Genomic DNA, 18911 nt, shown 5'->3' on the forward strand with positions numbered 1-18911 from the left:
GAGGAAGACGGACAGGCGGAAAGCCATGGGGACCGGGAGAAGCCGGAATCCGGGCTGCATCTTGCAGAGAATGCCGTTGCGGTTTCCGGCCCCGGCAGCCTTGCCGCGGTCCCGCGCGCGGGGCAGGACATCACCGTGACCGGAGGTGGAAGCGTTGCCCTGGAGGAAGGATTTGACGGAACGGTGCGGATGGAAGGTTCCGGAGATATTTTCCTGGACAGCGTCAATGTCAGCGACGGCGGCAACAAGGAAAAGCATTACGGCCTGAATATCCGGATGGACGGCGGCCCCGGCTCCAAGGTGTATCTGGGCTTCACGAGCTCTACGGCGCGCACGGCTTTTTTAGAGGGTACCGTTTCCGGTACGGGGACGCTGGTGTTTGAGAACACCAGCCGCAGCCGGGTAAGCATTTTTGACCTGACGGGCGTGGACATGAGCGGTTTCAGCGGCGTGGTCCAGGCGGCGGCGCCGCGTTCCAGCCTCTCCTCAGAAGGGTATAATACGCCCGTCCAGCTTCAGGCGGCGGGGAATATGAACGCCACGGTCATGGACCTGTCCGTGATCCGCCAGGGCGGCAAGGACCCCGCCGGGCTGGGAGGCTGGCTGACGGGCAGTGCAGGGACCCCCTCCATGGTGATTCTGAAGCTGGAGGGGGATTTGACCGTCTCAGGCCTGGAAGGGGCCACGGCCGGTTCCTCCTCCCGCGTGACGGTGGGCAATGGGACTGCCGCTACCCTGACCATTGACGGTGCGGAGAACCATGAATTCAAGGGAATGATCGGCGCCGCGGGCGCGGACGGCGGCTACTACGTGGGGACAGAGAAGAATGAGAGCTACAAGAATACCCAGCTTGTGGAGGCGGACGGCACCGGAGTCATCAATCTGGTCAAGAAGGGAAGCGGGGAGCAAACCGTTTATTCTGGCCGGCTGGGCAGTCTGGACATTCAGGGCGGCGTTTTCCGCCTGGGGGCGGATGGGGCCCTGACCGTAGGGAATTCCTTTTCCACTTCCTCCGGCGGCTTGCTGGACATTGCGGCAGGGGCCGCCCTCGCGCTGGATTACCATGAAGCGGCTTCCCGGCTGGGGGAATGAACTGGCGGTCCGCCGGAACGCTTGTCTTCAACAAGGGGCTGGTTCTGGATGTGGACGGAACGTTTCAACTGGATTCTTCCGTGCAATTTGCGGAGGGCAGCCTGCTGACGGTAATCATGCCCGCATCCGGCATTCAGTCCGGAGACTCCCGCAAACTGGTTTCCGTGACGGAGGGGAACACCCTCTCCTTTGCGGATGCCGTGCAGCGGGAAAAGGTCAGGTACGCCACGGGCAGGGATGCCGACGGCAGCTGGATTTACCGGGAGCTGGACGTTTACAGCGGACTGACCCTGAATGTGCAGGGGGGAGGCCAATGGCAGATGCTCGTAACCGGGCTGGATTCCACTTCCCTGGAAGGCACCTATTTTGACGCGGACAAGTTCAATTACTACGTCTGGCAGGGGAACGGGTCCAAGGTTCCGGACGGCAGCGTGTGGTCCGACGGGGCGGCGGGCTCCAGCCCGTGGGAAGGCGGCCTGACGTTCCGCAACGGGGAGCGTGAAGTCTTCTTCGGCATGCAGGATTTATCCGGCCACGCCGTGGACGGCTTTGACGTCATCCTTGACGGAACGGTGCGCGTCTCCAGCCTGACGGTCTCCGTGGACAAGGAGGCGAACGGCGGCATGGGCTATGTCTTCCACGCCGCGGACGGCGGCGCAGGCAGCATTGCGGACGCCGGACCGGACCACGCGGGCGAGCTGGTCAAGGAGGGCGCAGGCATGCTTACCCTGGCTACCGGCAATACTTTTTCCGGCGGAACGGAAATCCGGGAGGGCAGTATTCTGGCCGCCCGTGAAGGAGCCCTGGGCGCCGGGGACATCCGCATGGCGGACGGAACGGAACTGTATGTCAACTACCCCTTTGCCACGGAGCTGGATTCCTCTTACCGCAACCCCTCCATTGCCAACAACATCCGGATCGGGACGTCCTCCAAGGACACGGCGAAGGTGGTCATCGGCTACTCCCCCCTTTCCCTGGCGGAGAAGGAAGACCTGCCCGGCGCAGGTTCCTCCGGCTACCAGTGGGATTACCTGACTTCCCGCCACTGGCGCACGCTGTCCCTGACCGGCAGGCTGGACGGCTATGGGGAACTGACGCTGATGGGCTATACCTCCACGACGGCGGGCGGCCAGGACAAGTGGGTAAGCATGTTCCACATCTGCGATGAAAGCCTGGCCCCGGGGGAAAAGTCCAATTTCACCGGCACGGTCAAGCTGGACAACTACATTCTGTATTCCGAGGCGGACTCCCCCGCCAATGCGGATGCCAACAACGACATCCTGGCCATCCGGAAGCCCGGCGCCGTACAGCTCATCGTGGAAGACGATGCGCTGCGGAACGCCAAGGTGGACCTGACGCGCGCCCATACCGTGAACGCGGCGGACAACGGCACCGTTTTTGAAGGAAAGGAACGCATGGACCTTTACCACATCCTGCTGGTGCAGAAGGATGCCGTTCTGGCGGGGCTGCAAGGGGATTTGATCGGGAAAACGCAGGACAGCGAGTATTACGGCAAGACTTGCACCGTGGGGAGCGAAGTGGATACGCTGCGCGTGCTGACCAACTCCAACAGTACGCTGACGCTGGACGTGAACGGTACGGAAAAGCTGTATTTTGCCGGTGTCTTCGGGACGGCATCCACGTATGGTTCCGCTACCTCCGGCAAGGTGACGGCCGCAAGCAGGGAAACCCTTTCCCTGACCAAGACGGGCGCGGGAGCACAGTACATCCATACGGCCGCGGTCAACCGCCTGGTGCTCCAGGAGGGGACGCTGGGCTTCAACAGCCTCAACGTGAAAACGAGCGCCGTCCTGTACGGAGGAACCAACTTGAATCTGGGAGTGACGCGGGGCATCGCCTCCGACGGCACGGCGCAGGAGTGGGGCGCCGCGGGGGGAGGCATGACCATCAATCCCGGTTATGCGCTCCACATCGTGACGGACAGGACCGTAAACGCCGGTACGGGGGCAGGGGCCGTTGCGGTTCCTGAAACGGCGGTGGTGAACGGTTCCGTGACGGTATCTGATTCCTCCTTCCTGTATTTTGACTGCTCCATCCTGCCCTCCGAGCTGCAGGAGCATCCCCTGCTGGCCGTCAAGGGGCTGGAGGACATCGCTGATTCCGGCAGGTTGAACCTGAACGGCGATATTCTGGTGCGTTTCGGGGGATACGATTTTGGAGAAGCGGACACGGTTGACAAAAAATACTACCTGGCGACGACGGAAAGCGGCATTTACGTGGACGGGGCGCTGGGCGGCTTTCAAACCCGCACGATTTCCATCGGGAACGGGTGGTTCGGCATCATCAAGGTTTCCGGGGACAACATGAACCTGGTCATGACGGTGACCAATACGCCCATCCGCACCTGGTACAACGGAGAAAACCGGAGCGAGGGGGAATACGTGGCCGCCACGGACAACGTCTGGTTTGCCAATGAATTGCCCGAAGGGGAGGGGACCGACCGCAACCACTGGCTGGAGGGCCTGGACAAAAATCTGGGCCTTAACGGCTTTTACCGGGATACCTACCATGTGGCCTTCGGCGCGGAAGGAGCCGGGAAAACAGGAATGGTGGAAAGGGAGGAAGGAAAGGATTACAACGTGGTGCTCATCAGGGGGAAGTGCGCCCCGCCTCCATCCGCGTGAAGGATGACGTCAACTACATCTTCCGCGCCCATGCGGACGGGGGCCTGATTGCGGACGGGGAGCTTCCGGATGACTATGAAACCAGCAACTGGAAAACCATTCTGACCAAGGACGGAGCCGGAACCCTGGTGATGGAGACGGCCAACACGTATTCCGGCGGAACGGAAATCAACGGCGGCAGGGTAGTCATGAGGGATGCCGGAGCCCTGGGGACCGGGGAAATCCGGATGTTTGACGGCACCTCCCTGGCGCTGGACTACCAGAGCGGGGGCTTTATCCAGAAGGTGGCTCTGCTGAATAACCTGCTGACGGTGGCGGAGGATTCCGTGGTGACGGTGTCCCATACGGACAGGGTGATCGGTGGCGTCATTTCCACGGTCCGGGGGGATTCCACCGCCAACCTTGTCCTGCAGCATGCCAACGGCAGCGGCCAGACCGTTTTCCAGCTGGATGACGGCTCCAAATTCCATGGAAAGATCAGCATGAGCGGGACGCAGGACGGCCAGGGAACGGTGCAGGCCTGTCTGGACCGGAACACGTGGGAAGAAGCCGGTTTTGATTTAAGCCTGAATGGTGTGCAGAGCACGATACTGCATCTTGATTCCGTGGAGGACGTCCATCACATCACCTTGGCCGGCATCATGGGGCAGGATGAGGCTTCCTTCGTGACCACGGAAGCCAGCGCGGGGCGCGATTCCTCCACCACCCTTTTCCTGGCGGTGGGGACGCAGGACCGGATTTATTGCGGCAATGTGGGCTTTGGGCAGTACATCGACATGTATGATACGGGCCTGCGCCATGATTCCGGCTACATCAGCCTGGTGAAGACGGGCATCTTTTCCCAGACGGTGGGGAATGCGCGCCTGGCTTCCCTGCAAATTGACGCGGGTTCCCTCAAGGTGGTAAACACTCTTCTGCTGGCCGGGGAATTGAGCGTGGCGCAGGATGGCAACCTGGTGGTGGGCCATGACGAATGGCAGGGGCTGTACGATTATGACGTGCAGGTCAACGACGGCGGCGTTCTGCGCCTGGGCTCCGGCTTTGGTTCCCTGACCGGGACTCCCTACACGGAAGACGGAGTTCAGAAAACCGGCAATACGATTCTTCTGAACGGCGGAGGCGTGCTGGGCATGCTGGACGCGGACTGGAGCAATGAGAATGAAATGGTGGTGAACGCCGGAGGGAAGGCCTTTGTGCTGGATACGACGGGTTACGATCCGGACTCCATGACGGCCTCCGGAAACAGCCATGTCATGACGCTCAACGGAACCGTCAAGCCCGGCGGCGCCTCCGGAACCATCATCGTCAAGAACGGCAATGCGGGCAAAAACGGCCGCGTGGTGCTGGGCGCGGCCAACACCTGGGACGGGGTCTACCAGGTAACGGACCATGCCGCGCTGGAGCTGGCGCATGCGGGCGCGCTCAATACGAAAGCCGGAGTCGAACTCCAGGGAGCGGCTTCCCGCCTGGACGTGAAGGCCGGAACGGTTTCCTACGCCGCTTCCGTGAAGCTGGCGGGAGCGGGAGCCTCCGTCAATACGCTGAATTCTTCCTCCCTCTCCGATATTTCCGTGGCGGTGACGGCCCGCACCGGGGCCGCCTCCTCCACGGTGGAGAGGGCTTTTCTAGGTTCTTCCGCCGGAGCGGGAATCGTGCAGGGAGCAGGCTCCGCGGCCCGCGCCCTGTTCAACGGCGTCAACGTGAACGTCAGGACGGGAGCGGCGCTGGCCCATACGGAATTCTCCGGCTCCGTGCTGGAGGTGGCCGCAGGGCAGGAGGCCCGCGTGACGGACATGCTCATTCATGCGGCGGATTCCGGCATCAGGCTGGGCGCGTTTTCCTCCCTGGCCGTCACTGGCGTTTCCACAACGGATGCCGTGCCGAACCTGAACATCAGCTATGCGGACGGCAACTTTTCCATGACAGCTCCCGATGCGTGGACGACCAATGCGCTGATTACCGGGGCCGGGCAGGCCTCCGTGGACTTCTCCGGCGGCGTGAACCTGCTGCTGACGGAGTGCTCCGGCAGCCTGATTGAAAAACTGGTGGAAGCCCGTGTGAGCACCATCAACTTTGTGCTGTATGACGGCTCCCTCACCAATGCCTTCAGCGGGGATTACTCCCTGGCCTCCGTCCTTTATGACGCCGCCCTGAAAAACGCCGGCTTCATCCTGGCAAACGGGGACTCCTGGATGCGCGACGGCGTGGTGACGCTGGTGCGCACGGTTCCCGAACCCGGCACGGCCTCCGTGGCCTTGCTGGGCCTGGGCGCGCTGCTGCTGCGCCGCCGCAGGAGCTGAACTCCTGAAAAACATTCCGGCGCCGCGCGCATGAATCATGCAGACGGCGCCGGAAAAGGCAAAGCGGAGAACCGGAACAAGGCCCGGTCCGGGAAATGGAAATACTTTATTGGGCGGACTTCGCCTGCTGCCAGCGTTCCTCCATGGCGTCCAGGGAGGCTTCTTCCAGGGAAAGGCCGTCTTTGGCAAGCAGGCGTTCCATTTCATTGAAACGCCGTTCAAACTTCCTGTTCGCCCCGGCCATGGCCGTTTCCGGGTCTATTCCCTTCTTCCGGCACAGGTTGACTACGGAAAACAGGAGGTCCCCCAGTTCCTCCGTGACGTGCGGATCTTCCTCCGGCACGGGAAGGATTTCCTCACACTCCGCGGTTTCCTCCTTCACTTTATCCAGGGCGCCCTGGGCGTCCGGCCAGTCAAACCCCGCTTTGGCGGCTTTTTTCTGGAGCTTCCAGGCGCGGAGCATGGGAGGCAGTCCCTTGCCCGTTCCATGAAGGTACGGGGTGGTCTCCGCGCCTTTTTCCTGGCGTTTGATCTTGTCCCACTGGGTCAGCACGGCATCCGTCGTGTCCGCCGTGGACTGGGCAAACACGTGGGGATGGCGGCGGACGAGCTTTTCACTCACTTCCGCGGCCACATCGTTGAAATTGAAACGTCCGGCTTCCTGGGCAATCTCCGCATGAAAAACCACTTGAAGCAGAACGTCGCCCAGCTCCTCCCGCATCTGCTCCCAGTCATCCCTCTGGATGGTGTCCACCACCTCGTAGGCTTCCTCAATCATGTTGGAAATCAGGGAGTGGTGGGTCTGTTCCGCATCCCAGGGACAGCCCTGGGGAGCGCGCAGGCGTTTCATGATGGCGATGAGGCGCTGCATTTGAAGGGCAGGCTCGCGGCATTCGATCATTTCAGTGTCGTTCATGACGGAGCCATACTAATCGCGCAAGGGCGGATGACTAGCAAAAATTCCTCTTTACCCGGAACGGTTCTTCCCTACACTCGCCCCCATGGAAGTTCACACGTGGAAAGAACGCACGGAAGAAGGTACCCTGGTATACAGGGCATGCCACCACGCCAGCAAATGGAAGCTGGAATGCGCCCCCAAGGTGGGCCGTGCGGAACGTGACGATGTGGAGTGGGAACACGTGGAATTCACGCGGGCGCACTGGGTGACCCTGCGCGACGTGCTCTGGCGCAAGTACCAGCGCAAACGCTGCCCGTGGCGTTTTATTGAAGCCATAGACAAGCTTCTGGAAGACATGCCGGAAGAGGAGGAAACCGGTTCTCCCGATGGGGAGGACGGGCGGTAGGAACGCCCTTCAACTTCTGCCGTGCCGGGGATGCTGGGAGCGGTTTTCAGGGAATGGCTCTCCTGGGTGTACCCTTTCGTCTGCGAGTTGTGCGGACGGGGCGGACTGGACGGCTGTCATGTTTGTCCGGAATGCCGGGAGCGTTTCGTGCCCATTGAACCACCCTGCTGCGCCGTCTGCGGAGAACCTGCGGAAGGTTCCTTCATCCCGTCCGGGTTATGCGCCCGCTGTGCGGAAACGGCTCCGTCCTTTGAGGAAGCCCGCGCCGCATACGTGAACGAAGGGGCATTGAGGAAGCTTCTGCTGGCCTTCAAATATGCGGGGGCCGTTCATCTGGCCGGAACCTTCGCGCGGATGATGGCGGAGGCCGTGCGCGGAAATCCCCACTGGTTCGGAGGAAAAAAGCGCCTGCTCGTTCCCGTGCCCATGCACCGCCGCAAGCTGGTGCGGAGGGGGTACAACCAGGCGCAGGAACTGGCGGCGCTGCTGGGGAGAGAACTGGGCTGGCCCTGTGCCGGGGTGCTGAAACGCCTGCCTGACCGGCTGCCCCAGGCCAGCCTGGCGCGGAAGCAGCGGCTCAGGCACGCCCGCAGGATTTATGCCGCGGATGAAAAAGAATCAAACGTCATCCCGTCGCGGGAAGGGACGTGCTGCTGGTGGATGACGTTTTTACGACCGGGGCCACGGCGGACGCCTGCGCGCATCTGCTGCTCCGGGCCGGGGCGGCTTCCGTTTGCGTGCTGACGCTGGCGCGGACGCACCATGCATGGCATGGCTGAACCGGAATTTCCTTTCAGCTTCACCGTTTCCTTCCTACAATGGCAGTCATGAATCCGGAGCTGATGTTTCATACGGAAGACGAAGTCATGTTTTATGATACGGACTGCGGCGGAGTGGTTCATAACCTGGCCTACCTGCGCATGATTGAAGCCTGCCGCACCAAGCTGGGAGCCAAATTGGGCATGGATTACAAAACCATGAGCGATTTGCAGCAGTTCGCCGTGGTGGTCCGCCATGAAATCGACTACGTACGCCCCGCCGTGCTGGGGGACACCATTCTGACGACGGGATGGCTGCAATCCGTGGAACGGGCCCGGTTCTGGTGCGATTTTGAAATGCGCCGCGCCTCCAACAACGATCTTCTGGTGAGGGCCCATCAACAGCTGGCCCTGGTCCGGATGCCCCAGGGGCGCCCCGCGCGCATTCCAGCTGAATGGCGTGCGCGGTGGCAGGAATACATGGAATCCTGATCTTTTTTTGTCCGTCTTCCATTTTGCGCTTGCCATGAAAGGGGGCGTGGTGTTTACTGCCTCCGCCCTTCCAGCAAGGGTAAGTGCTTGGGTAGCTCAGTTGGTAGAGCAGTAGACTTTTAATCTATTGGTCCCGGGTTCGAGTCCCGGTCCAAGTACCATTCCCTTTCATACGTTGAAACTCCGCAGGAAGTATTTCCGGGCGGAGTTTCTTTTTTGAGGTAGCCGGAAAACGGGCGGGAACGTGGTGTTCCACCATCCAATGAGCATGGGAATGGGTATTGCCGTGCTGCCCGGTCCGTGAGGCCGCCGGCGGAACGGAAAGACGGAACCGGGCGGGGATGTCCATCAGGGCAAATCATGCCGGACGGCGCGTTCTATTTCATGGAACAGCAGGAAATGGTCTTTCAAATGGTACAGCCATGATCGGATGTCGGCCAGTTCGTGGGTTTCCAGCATGACCACCGGGAAGATGAACGGATTTTTTTTAACGGAGACTTCAATGAGGCCGATGATTTCATTCCTCCTGCTCAGGACGGGGATGGCGAGGTATTGCATGTATTTTTCCTCCGGGGGCTGGTTGCGCTTCCGGAAGAAGCTGCGCCGCACTTCCGCCGGGCCGGAGAGGACTACGGGGCTGAGATGGCGTTCAGCGAACAATTGTTCATCCAGCATGGAGGGAGTTCCCGTCACGGGCCGCGGAGGCTGGGCCAGCAGGGACGGGATGTCGTTATTGTGTTCTCCCTGCGCGTAGCCTGTGACGCGCAGGAAGGTCTGGCCCTGCTGCCGCTCCGCCTGGATGTAAAGCACTTCAAAGATGAGGGAGCTTTTATATTCGGCCAGGGCTGCGGCGATGGTGGAACACAGGAACAGGCAGGCGGAGTTGAAGCTTTCCGTCGTTGCGCGGGAGCCGTCCGCTTTTTTCTCCCGGCGGTCTTCTCCATTCAGCTTGTTGGCGAAGTTTTCATATTCCCCGCTGAGGGCGGCGTAGGTTTTTTTGTAAAGAGCCGCACTGCGGTTTTTCAGGGTGCAGGCCTGTTTCTTCATCTCCCGGTTCCTGTTGATCAGCCTCTGGCATTCCACGTGCCACACGATGAAAGCGGCGCCCAGGATAACCAGCAGGACGATTTTTCCCGTGTTGGCGCCTTCCATGGGCGTCCCTCCGATGATGGAGATCACAACGACCAGGATGGGCTGGAACAGGTTTGCTTTTTTGAGGAAGGAGGGCTCTTTGAACATAAGAAAGATGCGGGAGAAAGGTTGGTTGAAAAGAAGGTGATGCTGTACAAGTCTTGTTAAAGGTGTGTTATTTGTTGATTATCAAAAATATTCCATATTGAAGGTTGAAATGGTGCGGAATGAAAGCAGGAAGCGGAGAGGTTTTTTCTTATGCCATCTTAAATTAAGTTTATTTATAATCAATGAGTTTTTTGTTAATTTAGAAGCATTCTAATACGATATTTCTTTGAATGATAAGGCTTCCTTTGTTCCAATAATTGTTAGGAAAAAATAAGAGTTTTCCATTTGGGAAACGATTTGTTAAATCGCAGTGTTTTGATGTGTTTTATTTTGATTCATGGAATATCTTTGTTTACAGGGTAAAAGCATGGAGAGCCGGAGCAAGCTCCGTCCGGAGGGCCGGACTCCTTGCGGAATTGTCCGTCAATATCCGGATGGGGAAAAGGAATGGTGAATGGGCCCCCGGATATCAAGGGGGGAACAAATATTCTTCCGGCTTTTTCCCGGAAATGATGCGGGTTACGGCTCCGGTGGCTGCGGTGCCGGAACGTCAGGGCTTGCCCCTGGGTAATGTTCCGTGCGCGCCTGCCAGGCTACCCGCCGTGCCGCATTATTCGGCATGGTTTTCTTCTGCCCACTTCCTGTACTGTGCGGACAGTTGTTCAATAAGCGGCTGGTGCCTGGAAGCGAGGTTTTTTTGTTCCGTCCTGTCCCTGATGTCGTATACCTGCCAGGGGCCGCGGTTGGGAGCCACCAGTTTGAATTGGCTGGTCAGGGCCGCGCGGTTCCTCTGGTGCTCCCAGAAAATGGTGCGGGAAGGGCAGGTGCCGGGAATGTAGTCCCATACCCTGGACGGAGGAAGCTTTCCGGGATTGGCCCAGTAGGCGTTGAGCGGTTTGCCGTCCATGTGGACGGGAACCGGAAGCTGCGCCCACGCCAGGCAGGTGGGGGCGAGATCCTGAAGCAGGAAGGGGGAGTGATAGCGCGCGCCGGGACGGATTCTGGAAGGGTAGCGGATGATGAAAGGCGCGGACAAGCCGCCGTCAAAGGTCTCAATCTTATACTGGCGGTAGGGGGTGTTGGACACGGCCGCCCACATGGGGCCGTACCCGTCCCGGCAGCCGGCTTCCCCCAGCGGACCGATGGGAAGAACGGTTTTCTTGTTCCTGTTGTTCTGGGGCATTTCCGCCGTTGCGCCGTTGTCTGACAGGAACATGACGATCGTGTTGCCGCTGAGGCGGTGGCGGTCCAGGGACGCAAGGATGCGGCCTATGCCGCGGTCCATGATGGAGATTTGGGCGGCGTAGGTGGCCATGCACCTGGAAAGGTAGTCCTTACGCTCTGCTGTGGCCTTTTCATAGCCGGAAGGATTGAATTTTCCGGCCATGCCCAGCTTGGCGGAGGGAGGGACGATTCCGAGCTGTTTTTGTTTTTCCAGCCTCTTGGAGGCGATGGCATGCGGAGATTTTCCGCGGTAGGACGGCAGCATTTTTTCTATTTCCTCCCGGGGGGCCTGAAGGGGGGTGTGCGGGGCCGTGTAAGCCACGTAGAGGAAGAAGGGTTTTTTGCTTTTGGCGGCGTCGTCAATGTAGGCCAGGGCCGTTTGGGTGATGTCTTCCGTCATGTAGAAATCCTCCGGCAGGTCCTCCGGCCGGAGCAATTTTCCGTCTTCTCCGAAGGGGCGGTCCGGCATGGGCTTGTAGTAATCCGCCGCGCCTCCCAGCAGGCCGCGGGAACGGTCGAAGCCGCGGTCCCAGGGGTAGGTTCCGCGGACTTTCCCCAGATGCCATTTTCCGGAAAGGTAGGTACGGTATCCCGCTTTTTTCAGGAGTTCAGGGAGGGTGGGGATATCCGGATTCAGCCGCCCGCGGTAGCCGGGGCGTCCGCTGTCGTCGTCCAGCAGCCCTACATCCACCTTGTGGGGCTCGCAACCGGTCATGATGGAGGCGCGGGAGGGGGAGCAGCGGGAAGCCGTGTAGCACCGTGTAGCCAGCATGCCCTGTGCGGCGAGGGAGTCCAGATGGGGGGTGGGGATTTCCGAGCCGTAGCAGCCCAGGTCGGACCATCCCATGTCGTCAGCCAGGATGAGGACGATGTTGGGCTTGTCCGCCGGGGAGGGAACAGGGGAGAGCAGCCAGAGGGCCATGCAGGCCAGGAGGGGGAAACTTGGAATGAAACGCATGGGAGGAACGGGGTGTATGATAAAGCAGGCAGGCCCGCGGACGGATCCTGCCCGGAGGCTGGAAAAGGAAAGCTGTCTTCCCTGTTGGCCCGGACAGCTTGCGCGACCGGGAATTCCTCCGGAAAAAGCCGGGTGGGCGGATATGGTGCGCCGGAAAAATGCGTCTGCTACCACCACAGGACGGCGCAGAGCAGAATGGCGGCTCCGTAGGCCATGCCGCCCAGGCAGAGGGGCGTCCACCAGGCCGGTTTGGAGCATATCTTGTTCACCATGTCACGGTACAGGTAGGGCTTGCCTATCCAGAGGAGGGAAAGGAAAATGACAATGTAGCACCAGATGGGGATGAGCAGCCTGGTGACCGGATCCTGGAGGAAGGCCGCGCTGAGAAGAGGGGCCGCCACCATCAGGCCGAAGATGCCGAGCGCCCGCGGAAAGAGCAGGTTTTTCACCTGGGTGACCATCAGCACCAGGAAAACGGGACACGCAAGCTGGAGCAGCCAGCGGATGCCTTCAAACTCCGCCAGCCCTACCCGGAAATAACTCAGCACGCCCAGCCCTTCCGGAGCCACCAGCAGGAAGAACCAGAACAGGCCGATGGCCAGCAGAACCTGGGCCAGCAGGTGGTTGCGCGGGGAAGCCAGCAGAAAGGCCTGCACCTGCTGCCTTTTTACCAGTGCGTAAAGGTGAACCAGCAGCAGAACGGCGCCCAGGACATATCCCGCCACGGGCAGCGGTATCATTCCATCATACGGATGCAGGAAGGGAGCGTGCTGGTTCATCTGAACGCTAACCTTAATGATTATCCCGGCTTCGTAAAGGCGAATCAGCGGGAGAGAGAAGAAAATTCCATCGGATTCCTGGCGTCAGGCCGCTGGAATTCCCCCGCAGCCGGCGGAGGAACGCAGGCTCAGGAGCCTTGGGTGACTTTTTCAAACGTGGGATCCTCCACAGGGGTGATTTTCCCGTCCGCGTAAAGCACCATGATGCCTCCCTGATGGCGTTCCAGGGCCGGGACCACGATTTCCTCAAAGTCCTGTTCCGTGATGACGCTGCGCCCGTCAAGCGGAATGCCGTCGCTGATCCAGGGCTTGCCGCGCAGGGCCTGCCCGCGCGCCACGTTCATGGGGCGTCCCTTCCGGTTGTCCAGCCAGCTAGTGTAGGAAATGGTGTCCGGGCTGGCGGGAAGGATGGAATCTTCCGCCGCGAGGATTTCCGGCCGGTTGTCATTCTTGCAGCGGAAGGTGTCCGGAAGCATGTTCGGCTCCTTGTCGTTCCGGGCAATCAGGTCGGGCTGTTCTGCGTTCACGATGGGGGCCAGGGCGTCCCACCAGTTCCGGCACTCCCTGGCGGTCAGAAGGCTGTCCTTCATGCCGCTGGAGGGCAGCTTCCCGCCGTTCTGGCCTGCGAATTCCTTGCCCCAGTCGCTGATGCGGCGCAGGTTGTCCGTGCAGCGCGTTCTGGCCGCAGTCTCCGTAGCATGGGAATAAATACTGTAGGATACGCCAGCCAGCAGGGCGATGATGGCGATGACCACGAGAACTTCAATAAGCGTGAAACCTTTGCTGCGTGAGGGGAGTAAGCGGGCTTTCATGATTTCCCGCCATTATGCACGATTGCCGCCGCTTGAAAAGGCAGAAACTGCGCCCTGGGGCGGAAAAGCGCCGGACGGAGCTCCGGAAACGAAAAGGGCCGGTCCCGTGAAGGACCGGCCCGCAGGAAAGGAAATGGCTGGATTGCGCTTACTTGGCGGAAGTGACCAGCGCGGCGAAGGATTCCGGCTTCAGGGAAGCGCCGCCCACCAGGGCGCCGTCAATGTCCGGCTGGGCCATGAGCTCCACCACGTTTTCCGGCTTTACGGAACCGCCGTACTGGATGCGCACCCTGGCGGCGGTGTCCGCGCCGAAGACGTCGGAAATGACCTTGCGGATGAAGGCGTGGGCTTCCTGCGCTTCCTTGGAGGTGGCGGTCAGGCCGGTGCCGATGGCCCAGACGGGTTCATAGGCGATGACCAGGCTGGCCACTTGTTCCGGGGTGATGTCCTTGAGACCGCCCTTGAGCTGGATTTCCAGCACGGGTTCCAGAATGCCGCCCAGGCGTTCATCCTTCGTTTCACCGATGCAGAAAATCGGGGTGATGCCGGCGGCGATGGCCTTCTTGATCTTGGCGTTGATGATGGCGTCCGTTTCTCCGAAGTACTGGCGGCGTTCGCTGTGGCCGAGCACGACGTACTTGAGACCCAGTTCATTCAGCATGCTGGTGGAGATTTCCCCGGTGTAGGCTCCGTTGTCATACTGGGAGACGTTCTGGGCGCCTACGGCAGTGCAGGAGCAGCCGTTCAGGGCGTTCAGCACGGAGGGGATGGTGGTGAAGGGGGGAATGACGACCACGTCGCATGCGACGTCTTTTCCCTTAACGAGGTTTTTGAAGCTTTCGATGAATTGGGCGCCTTCGGCGGGGCCGATGTTCATCTTCCAGTTGGCGGCAATGATGGGTTTGCGGGACATAGTGGAATGAGATTAATCAGGAGCACGCATTGTTGCCAAATTGGGGCCGAGGTCAAGCACAGATCAAAAGGGCCGCATACGCGCCGTCCGATTTTTCCTCATGGGGAAGGATGAGTTTTTCCTCCTTCAGGGTCCATTCCGGGTGGTTTTGCAGAAAATCCCTGACCACCAGGCCGTCTTCCTCCGCGTCAATGGAACAGGTGGAATAAACCAGCCTGCCGCCCGGCTTGACGGCCTGGGAGGCGTTTTCAAGAATGCTCCTCTGGAGGGCGGCCAGGCGGCGGATTTCCTGCGGGGTCAGGCGCCAGCGCACGTCCACGCGGCGCTGGATGACCCCGGTGTTGGAACAGGGCACGTCCAGAAGCACGGCGTCAAAACGGCGTTCCCATTCCGGAGGGCAGGGGAGGGACCAGTCCGCCTGCGCCGTCCGGACGGAGGAGGAACCCTGCCTGTCCAGGTTTTCCTTCAAGGTGGGCAGACGGTGTTCATGGAGGTCCGTGGCGGTCAGGCGCGCCTTGCCTCCGGTAGCGGCGATGATGGCGGCGGATTTGCCGCCGGGGGCGGCGCAGGCGTCCAGGATTTCCTCGCCGGGCCGGGGAGCCAGCAGGTCGATGGCGTAGCGGGTGGAGGGGTCCGCCACGTAAAGGGAGCCCGCTTTGATCTCTTCCAGCGGCAGGGCGCCGTCTACGGAGAACCAGCCGGGAGCGCGGTCCAGCGGAGCCAGGGAGGCTGGCATGCCGTTCACGGGGACCAGCGGATTGGCGCGGACGTACAGGCGCGGCGTGGTGTTGTTCCAGTGGAGCAGGGCGCGGACCGTTTGCGGCTCCATCTGCTGCGTCCACCGCTGCACCAGCCACGCCGGGGTGGAATAAAGAACGGGAAGCGGCAGTTTTTCCCGTTCCTCCAGGATGGCTTTCTCCCGCCGAAGCGCGTTGCGCAGGATGGCGTTGACAAGCCCCCGCAGGCGTGCGGGCGCAAGATTGACGGTTTCATACACGGCGGCGTGGTCTGCCATCCCCAGCAGGAAAAGCTGGCACAGCCCCAGTTGGAGGATAAGGCGCATTTCCAGGTCCAGCCTGCCTTTCCGCAGGGAGTCGATCACATGGTCCAGCCAGGTCTGGTTGCGCAGCACGCCGAAGACGAGGGCCTGCACCAGATGCCTGTCCGCCGTGGAAAGCGCAGCCCGCGAACATTCCCGGTCCACGAGGGTTTCCGCAAAGGAGCGGCCTTCATGCCAGCGCATCAGGCAGGTCAGGGCTGTCTGGCGGGAGGTGGGGGGATTGTTCTTCACCGGGGAACTCTACATGCGGAACGTTCAAGTTTCAACCTGCAAAAGCAAGCGGCGGAAAAAGGGCGGTTTTCCGGGGTTGTTCCGGCTTTTGCCTGTCTTTTCTGGGGCTTCCCGCTTCCTTTCTGTAAATGGCCTGGAGCCTTTCCAACTGGTCTTTCCTTGTTTCCGCCAGATTGTGCCTTTCCTCCGGGTCGCTGCTGATTTGAAAAAGGAGCCACTTGTCCTGCTTGTGCGTGAGCTTCCAGCCGTCCCCCGTGATGACCGTGTGGTCCACCACTACGTAATCGCGCTGGCTGGAAGGTTTGCCGAAGAGCATGTTTTTATAGGAAACGGAATCCTTGCCTTCCGGCATGCCCACTCCCGCCAGCTCGGCAAAGGTGGCCATATGGTCGTAGTTGGCTACCAGGCTGCGGCAAACCTTCCCGTGCGGCACGGTCCCGGGCCAGGAGACGATGAGGGGAACGCGGATGCCCCCTTCATGGTTGGTCCATTTCAGCCCGGCCAGGTTGACCATGGCGTTCTTTTGGCCGATGAGCCCGCGGCTGCCGCGGAAAACGTCCAGCAGCTCCCCGGTGCCGTCCAGAACGCCGCCGTGGCAGTTGAGGCCGCGGCCCCGCTCCTTGTCCGTGCGGTAGTAAAGTTCATGCCCGTTGTCGGAGCTGAAAACGATGATGGTGCGCTTCTCCAGTCCCAGTTTGTGCACCTGGGCCAGGATGGCGCCCACCTGCCTGTCCAGCTTGTCCACCATGGAGGCGTATTCCTCCGCCGCCCCGGCGCATTCCCTGTTGCCGCCCGCGGCGCCCGCATAGGCCTGGCGGATGGCTGGATGACCGGCATACTTGTTCTCTGCGGGGGGAATATCCACCGGGCCGTGGGGCAGGTTGGTGGAGAAGAGGATGAACATGGGCCTGTTCCGGTTTTCCTCCATGAACTTGAGGGTCTCCGCCAGCATGGCGTCCGGAGCGTACGTCACTTTTCCGTCCCGGTTTCCTCTCCGTTTTTCCGTGGCTCCCGGCCCGTAAATCTCCGGGGTCTTGCCGCCGTCGGCATGCGTGTTGCCCGGAAGGGGAAGGCGTTCGCCGTCTTTCCAGAGGAAGGAGGGATAATAGCCGTGGGCCCGCTGATGGTCCATGTATCCCACGTAACGGTCCCATCCGTGCCTTTTCAGCTCTCCGTGCCAGGTGGTGAAGCCCCACTCCAGCTTTCCGAACTGGCCCGTGACGTATCCTGCCTTTTTCAGTAGTTCCGGAAGGAAAACCTCTCCCCCGGAAGGCTTGATGCGGGCCGCCCTGGCCGCTTTCTTTTCCAGTTCCTCGTTGGACCAGCCTTGTTGTTCCGCCGTGATGACCAGGCCGCCGTTTGTCTGGGTGTAGGAGCGGGAGTGGCTGTCATGCACGCCCATGAGCAGGGAGGCGCGCGCCGGGCAGCAGTATTGGCTGCTGTAGCACCGGGTGAACATGATGCCCTGTTTGGCCAGGCGGTCGATGTTGGGCGTTTTCACGATCTCCTGGCCGTAGCAGCCCAGCATGCCCATGCCCAGGTCATCCGCATAAATCAGAATGATGTTGGGCCTGGAAGCGGCAGTGGCCGGGACCGGACAGAACGCCAGCGCTGAAACAACTGCCAGAAATGTGCATGAAATAAATCCCATCACGGGCAGTACGTGGAAAAGGAAAGGATTGTTGCAAAGAAAAAACCGTCCGGAACTGGTATTCCGGACGGTTGATTGAAAACGTTGTGTTGCGGGGGGTTAGTTGCCGTAGGGCTTGTTGACGCGGCTGAACTGCTTCAGGCGCAATCCATTGAGGTGGATGAAGCCTTCCGCGTCGTCCTGGTTGTACAGTTCCTCATGGCCGCCTTCCATCGTGGCGATTTCTTCGGAATACAGGGACTGCGGGGAACGGCGTCCGGCGTACATGACGTTGCCCTTGTAAAGCTTTAGGCGCACTTCCCCGTTGACGGTTTCCTGGGACTTGGTCACCAGAGCCTGGATGGCTTCACGTTCCGGCGCAAACCAGAAGCCGTTGTAAACCAGCGTGGCGTATTCCGGAATGAGGGAATCGCGCACCTTCTGCACTTCACGGTCAATGGTGATGGTTTCAATGTCGCGGTGGGCCGCCAGCAGGATGGTGCCGCCGGGGGTTTCATAAATGCCGCGGCTCTTCATGCCGACGAAGCGGTTTTCCACAATGTCCACACGGCCGATGCCGTGCTTGCCGCCCAGGGCGTTCAGCACGTACATGACGCCCAGCGGGCTGAGCAGGGTATAGCCGTCGCGTTCACCCTTCGGGGTGACGTTCAGTTCTTTCAGCAGCGTGTCAAGGCCGTCGTACTTGATGCCGATGGCATCGCCCTTTTCATACAGGATCTGAATGTATTCGGCCTGGTCCGGAGCGTCTTCCGGGGAAACGGAAAGCTTGTACATCTCACGGTCGGCGGGGGTGGTGCCGTCGTACCAGGTATCTTCCAGCATCCCTGCTTCAAAGGAAATGTGGAGCAGGTTGCGGTCCATGGAATAAGGCTTTTTCAGCGACTGGCGGATCGGGATGCCGTGGGATTCCGCGTAGGCGATCATTTCCGTACGGCCCGGGAACTGCTTGCGGAATTCGGGGTCGCGCCAGGGAGCGATGACCTTGATGTTCGGGGCCAGGGCATTGACGGCCAGTTCAAAGCGCACCTGGTCGTTCCCCTTGCCGGTGGCGCCGTGGGCGATGGCGTCCGCTCCTTCACGGATGGCCAGGTCCACCATGTCCTTGGAAATGCAGGGGCGCGCGATGGAGGTGCCCAGCAGGTAGCGGCCTTCGTAAAGGGCGTTGGCCTGCATCATGGGGAAGATGTAGTTGGCGGCGAAGTCTTCCTTGAGGTCGCCGATGAAGCACTTGGAGGCTCCCGTAGCCAGGGCCTTGGCTTCCAGGCCGTCCAGTTCTTCCGCCTGGCCTACGTCTGCGCAGTAGGCGATGATTTCGGCATTGTATTTTTCCTTGAGCCACTTCAGAAGAACAGAGGTGTCAAGGCCGCCAGAGTATGCAACTACGATTTTCATGTACGTCAATGATTAGTGTGCGGCGGCATGATGCCCCATTCCCTCTCCGGAGGAAAGGACA

At 60.5% G+C, this 18911-nt stretch carries 15 protein-coding genes, 1 tRNA gene and 1 pseudogene; 8 read left to right on the plus strand and 9 right to left on the minus strand.

From position 1 onward, the window contains the following. Window positions 1-135 precede the first annotated feature (135 nt). Genes PVA48_RS07600 through PVA48_RS07610 form a run of 3 tightly spaced genes read left to right on the plus strand, consistent with a single transcriptional unit; the run spans window position 136 to window position 6037 of the window. Window positions 136-1092 carry a hypothetical protein gene (locus PVA48_RS07600; protein ID WP_423232475.1) on the plus strand — a complete coding sequence of 319 codons (957 nt, stop codon included), beginning with the start codon at window positions 136-138 and terminating at the stop codon, window positions 1090-1092. After that, window positions 1089-3737 (plus strand): autotransporter-associated beta strand repeat-containing protein, encoded by a 2649-nt coding sequence (locus PVA48_RS07605; RefSeq protein ID WP_423232476.1) that lies wholly within the window; start codon window positions 1089-1091, stop codon window positions 3735-3737. Before PVA48_RS07600 ends, PVA48_RS07605 begins: the two co-directional genes overlap by 4 nt. Next, entirely contained in the window at window positions 3713-6037 is a 2325-nt protein-coding gene (locus PVA48_RS07610; RefSeq protein ID WP_423232477.1) for an autotransporter-associated beta strand repeat-containing protein, read from the plus strand. Before PVA48_RS07605 ends, PVA48_RS07610 begins: the two co-directional genes overlap by 25 nt. Before the next feature lie 106 nt (window positions 6038-6143). Here the strand turns inward: PVA48_RS07610 and mazG are convergent, their stop codons facing one another. Next, on the minus strand, window positions 6144-6953 hold the full coding sequence (mazG, locus tag PVA48_RS07615; protein WP_102729025.1) for a nucleoside triphosphate pyrophosphohydrolase: 810 nt from the start codon (window positions 6951-6953) through the stop codon (window positions 6144-6146). Between the two features lie 85 nt (window positions 6954-7038). Between mazG and PVA48_RS07620 the strand changes: the two genes are divergently transcribed. From PVA48_RS07620 to PVA48_RS07640, 5 genes and pseudogenes are all read left to right on the plus strand, one after another. After that, entirely contained in the window at window positions 7039-7341 is a 303-nt protein-coding gene (locus PVA48_RS07620) for a hypothetical protein (RefSeq protein ID WP_102729026.1), read from the plus strand. A gap of 30 nt (window positions 7342-7371) precedes the next feature. Beyond that, a pseudogene (locus tag PVA48_RS07625) lies at window positions 7372-7563 on the plus strand (double zinc ribbon domain-containing protein); the annotation flags it as partial. 434 nt (window positions 7564-7997) lie between these two features. Next, entirely contained in the window at window positions 7998-8120 is a 123-nt protein-coding gene (locus tag PVA48_RS07630) for a ComF family protein (RefSeq protein WP_423232478.1), read from the plus strand. Window positions 8121-8159: 39 nt separating this feature from the next. Beyond that, complete coding sequence (locus PVA48_RS07635) at window positions 8160-8591, plus strand: acyl-CoA thioesterase (protein ID WP_102722839.1); 432 nt, start codon at window positions 8160-8162, stop codon at window positions 8589-8591. A gap of 85 nt (window positions 8592-8676) precedes the next feature. After that, window positions 8677-8752: transfer RNA gene (locus tag PVA48_RS07640), tRNA-Lys, on the plus strand. Window positions 8753-8939: 187 nt separating this feature from the next. Here the strand turns inward: PVA48_RS07640 and PVA48_RS07645 are convergent. The 8 genes from PVA48_RS07645 to PVA48_RS07680 all read right to left on the minus strand — a co-directional run bounded on the left by PVA48_RS07645 (window position 8940) and on the right by PVA48_RS07680 (window position 18850). Next, window positions 8940-9830, minus strand: a complete 891-nt coding sequence (locus PVA48_RS07645; protein ID WP_022397617.1) for a hypothetical protein — start codon at window positions 9828-9830, stop codon at window positions 8940-8942. 610 nt (window positions 9831-10440) lie between these two features. Further along, window positions 10441-12012 (minus strand): arylsulfatase, encoded by a 1572-nt coding sequence (locus PVA48_RS07650; RefSeq protein ID WP_102736823.1) that lies wholly within the window; start codon window positions 12010-12012, stop codon window positions 10441-10443. 167 nt (window positions 12013-12179) lie between these two features. Further along, complete coding sequence (locus PVA48_RS07655; protein WP_102722842.1) at window positions 12180-12791, minus strand: hypothetical protein; 612 nt, start codon at window positions 12789-12791, stop codon at window positions 12180-12182. Between the two features lie 128 nt (window positions 12792-12919). After that, window positions 12920-13603: a type II secretion system protein gene (locus tag PVA48_RS07660; protein ID WP_102729028.1), complete on the minus strand. Its 684-nt coding sequence runs from the start codon at window positions 13601-13603 to the stop codon at window positions 12920-12922. Window positions 13604-13751: 148 nt separating this feature from the next. After that, window positions 13752-14516, minus strand: coding sequence for a triose-phosphate isomerase (gene tpiA, locus PVA48_RS07665; RefSeq protein WP_102729029.1), 765 nt, complete (start codon window positions 14514-14516; stop codon window positions 13752-13754). Between the two features lie 52 nt (window positions 14517-14568). Continuing rightward, a complete protein-coding gene (locus PVA48_RS07670) occupies window positions 14569-15807 on the minus strand; it encodes an RsmB/NOP family class I SAM-dependent RNA methyltransferase (RefSeq protein ID WP_022397612.1) in 1239 nt (412 codons plus the stop codon). A gap of 31 nt (window positions 15808-15838) precedes the next feature. After that, a complete protein-coding gene (locus PVA48_RS07675) occupies window positions 15839-17458 on the minus strand; it encodes a sulfatase-like hydrolase/transferase (RefSeq protein WP_102729030.1) in 1620 nt (539 codons plus the stop codon). Window positions 17459-17557: 99 nt separating this feature from the next. Continuing rightward, complete coding sequence (locus PVA48_RS07680) at window positions 17558-18850, minus strand: argininosuccinate synthase (RefSeq protein ID WP_022397610.1); 1293 nt, start codon at window positions 18848-18850, stop codon at window positions 17558-17560. Window positions 18851-18911 lie beyond the last annotated feature (61 nt).

Origin of the sequence: Akkermansia sp. JRP_AM1 (assembly GCF_049262625.1) — a bacterium.
GTDB classification, from domain to species: domain Bacteria; phylum Verrucomicrobiota; class Verrucomicrobiia; order Verrucomicrobiales; family Akkermansiaceae; genus Akkermansia; species Akkermansia massiliensis.

What these genes read in the sequence shown, in the direction of transcription:
- PVA48_RS07655 (WP_102722842.1), bottom strand. Translation starts at nt 12,791, where the DNA reads ATGAACCAGCACGCTCCCTTCCTGCATCCGTATGATGGAATGATACCG.
- PVA48_RS07675 (WP_102729030.1), bottom strand. Translation starts at nt 17,458, where the DNA reads ATGGGATTTATTTCATGCACATTTCTGGCAGTTGTTTCAGCGCTGGCG.
- mazG (WP_102729025.1), bottom strand. Translation starts at nt 6,953, where the DNA reads ATGAACGACACTGAAATGATCGAATGCCGCGAGCCTGCCCTTCAAATG.
- PVA48_RS07620 (WP_102729026.1), top strand. Translation starts at nt 7,039, where the DNA reads ATGGAAGTTCACACGTGGAAAGAACGCACGGAAGAAGGTACCCTGGTA.
- tpiA (WP_102729029.1), bottom strand. Translation starts at nt 14,516, where the DNA reads ATGTCCCGCAAACCCATCATTGCCGCCAACTGGAAGATGAACATCGGC.
- PVA48_RS07680 (WP_022397610.1), bottom strand. Translation starts at nt 18,850, where the DNA reads ATGAAAATCGTAGTTGCATACTCTGGCGGCCTTGACACCTCTGTTCTT.
- PVA48_RS07635 (WP_102722839.1), top strand. Translation starts at nt 8,160, where the DNA reads ATGGCAGTCATGAATCCGGAGCTGATGTTTCATACGGAAGACGAAGTC.
- PVA48_RS07650 (WP_102736823.1), bottom strand. Translation starts at nt 12,012, where the DNA reads ATGCGTTTCATTCCAAGTTTCCCCCTCCTGGCCTGCATGGCCCTCTGG.
- PVA48_RS07605 (WP_423232476.1), top strand. Translation starts at nt 1,089, where the DNA reads ATGAACTGGCGGTCCGCCGGAACGCTTGTCTTCAACAAGGGGCTGGTT.
- PVA48_RS07645 (WP_022397617.1), bottom strand. Translation starts at nt 9,830, where the DNA reads ATGTTCAAAGAGCCCTCCTTCCTCAAAAAAGCAAACCTGTTCCAGCCC.
- PVA48_RS07660 (WP_102729028.1), bottom strand. Translation starts at nt 13,603, where the DNA reads ATGAAAGCCCGCTTACTCCCCTCACGCAGCAAAGGTTTCACGCTTATT.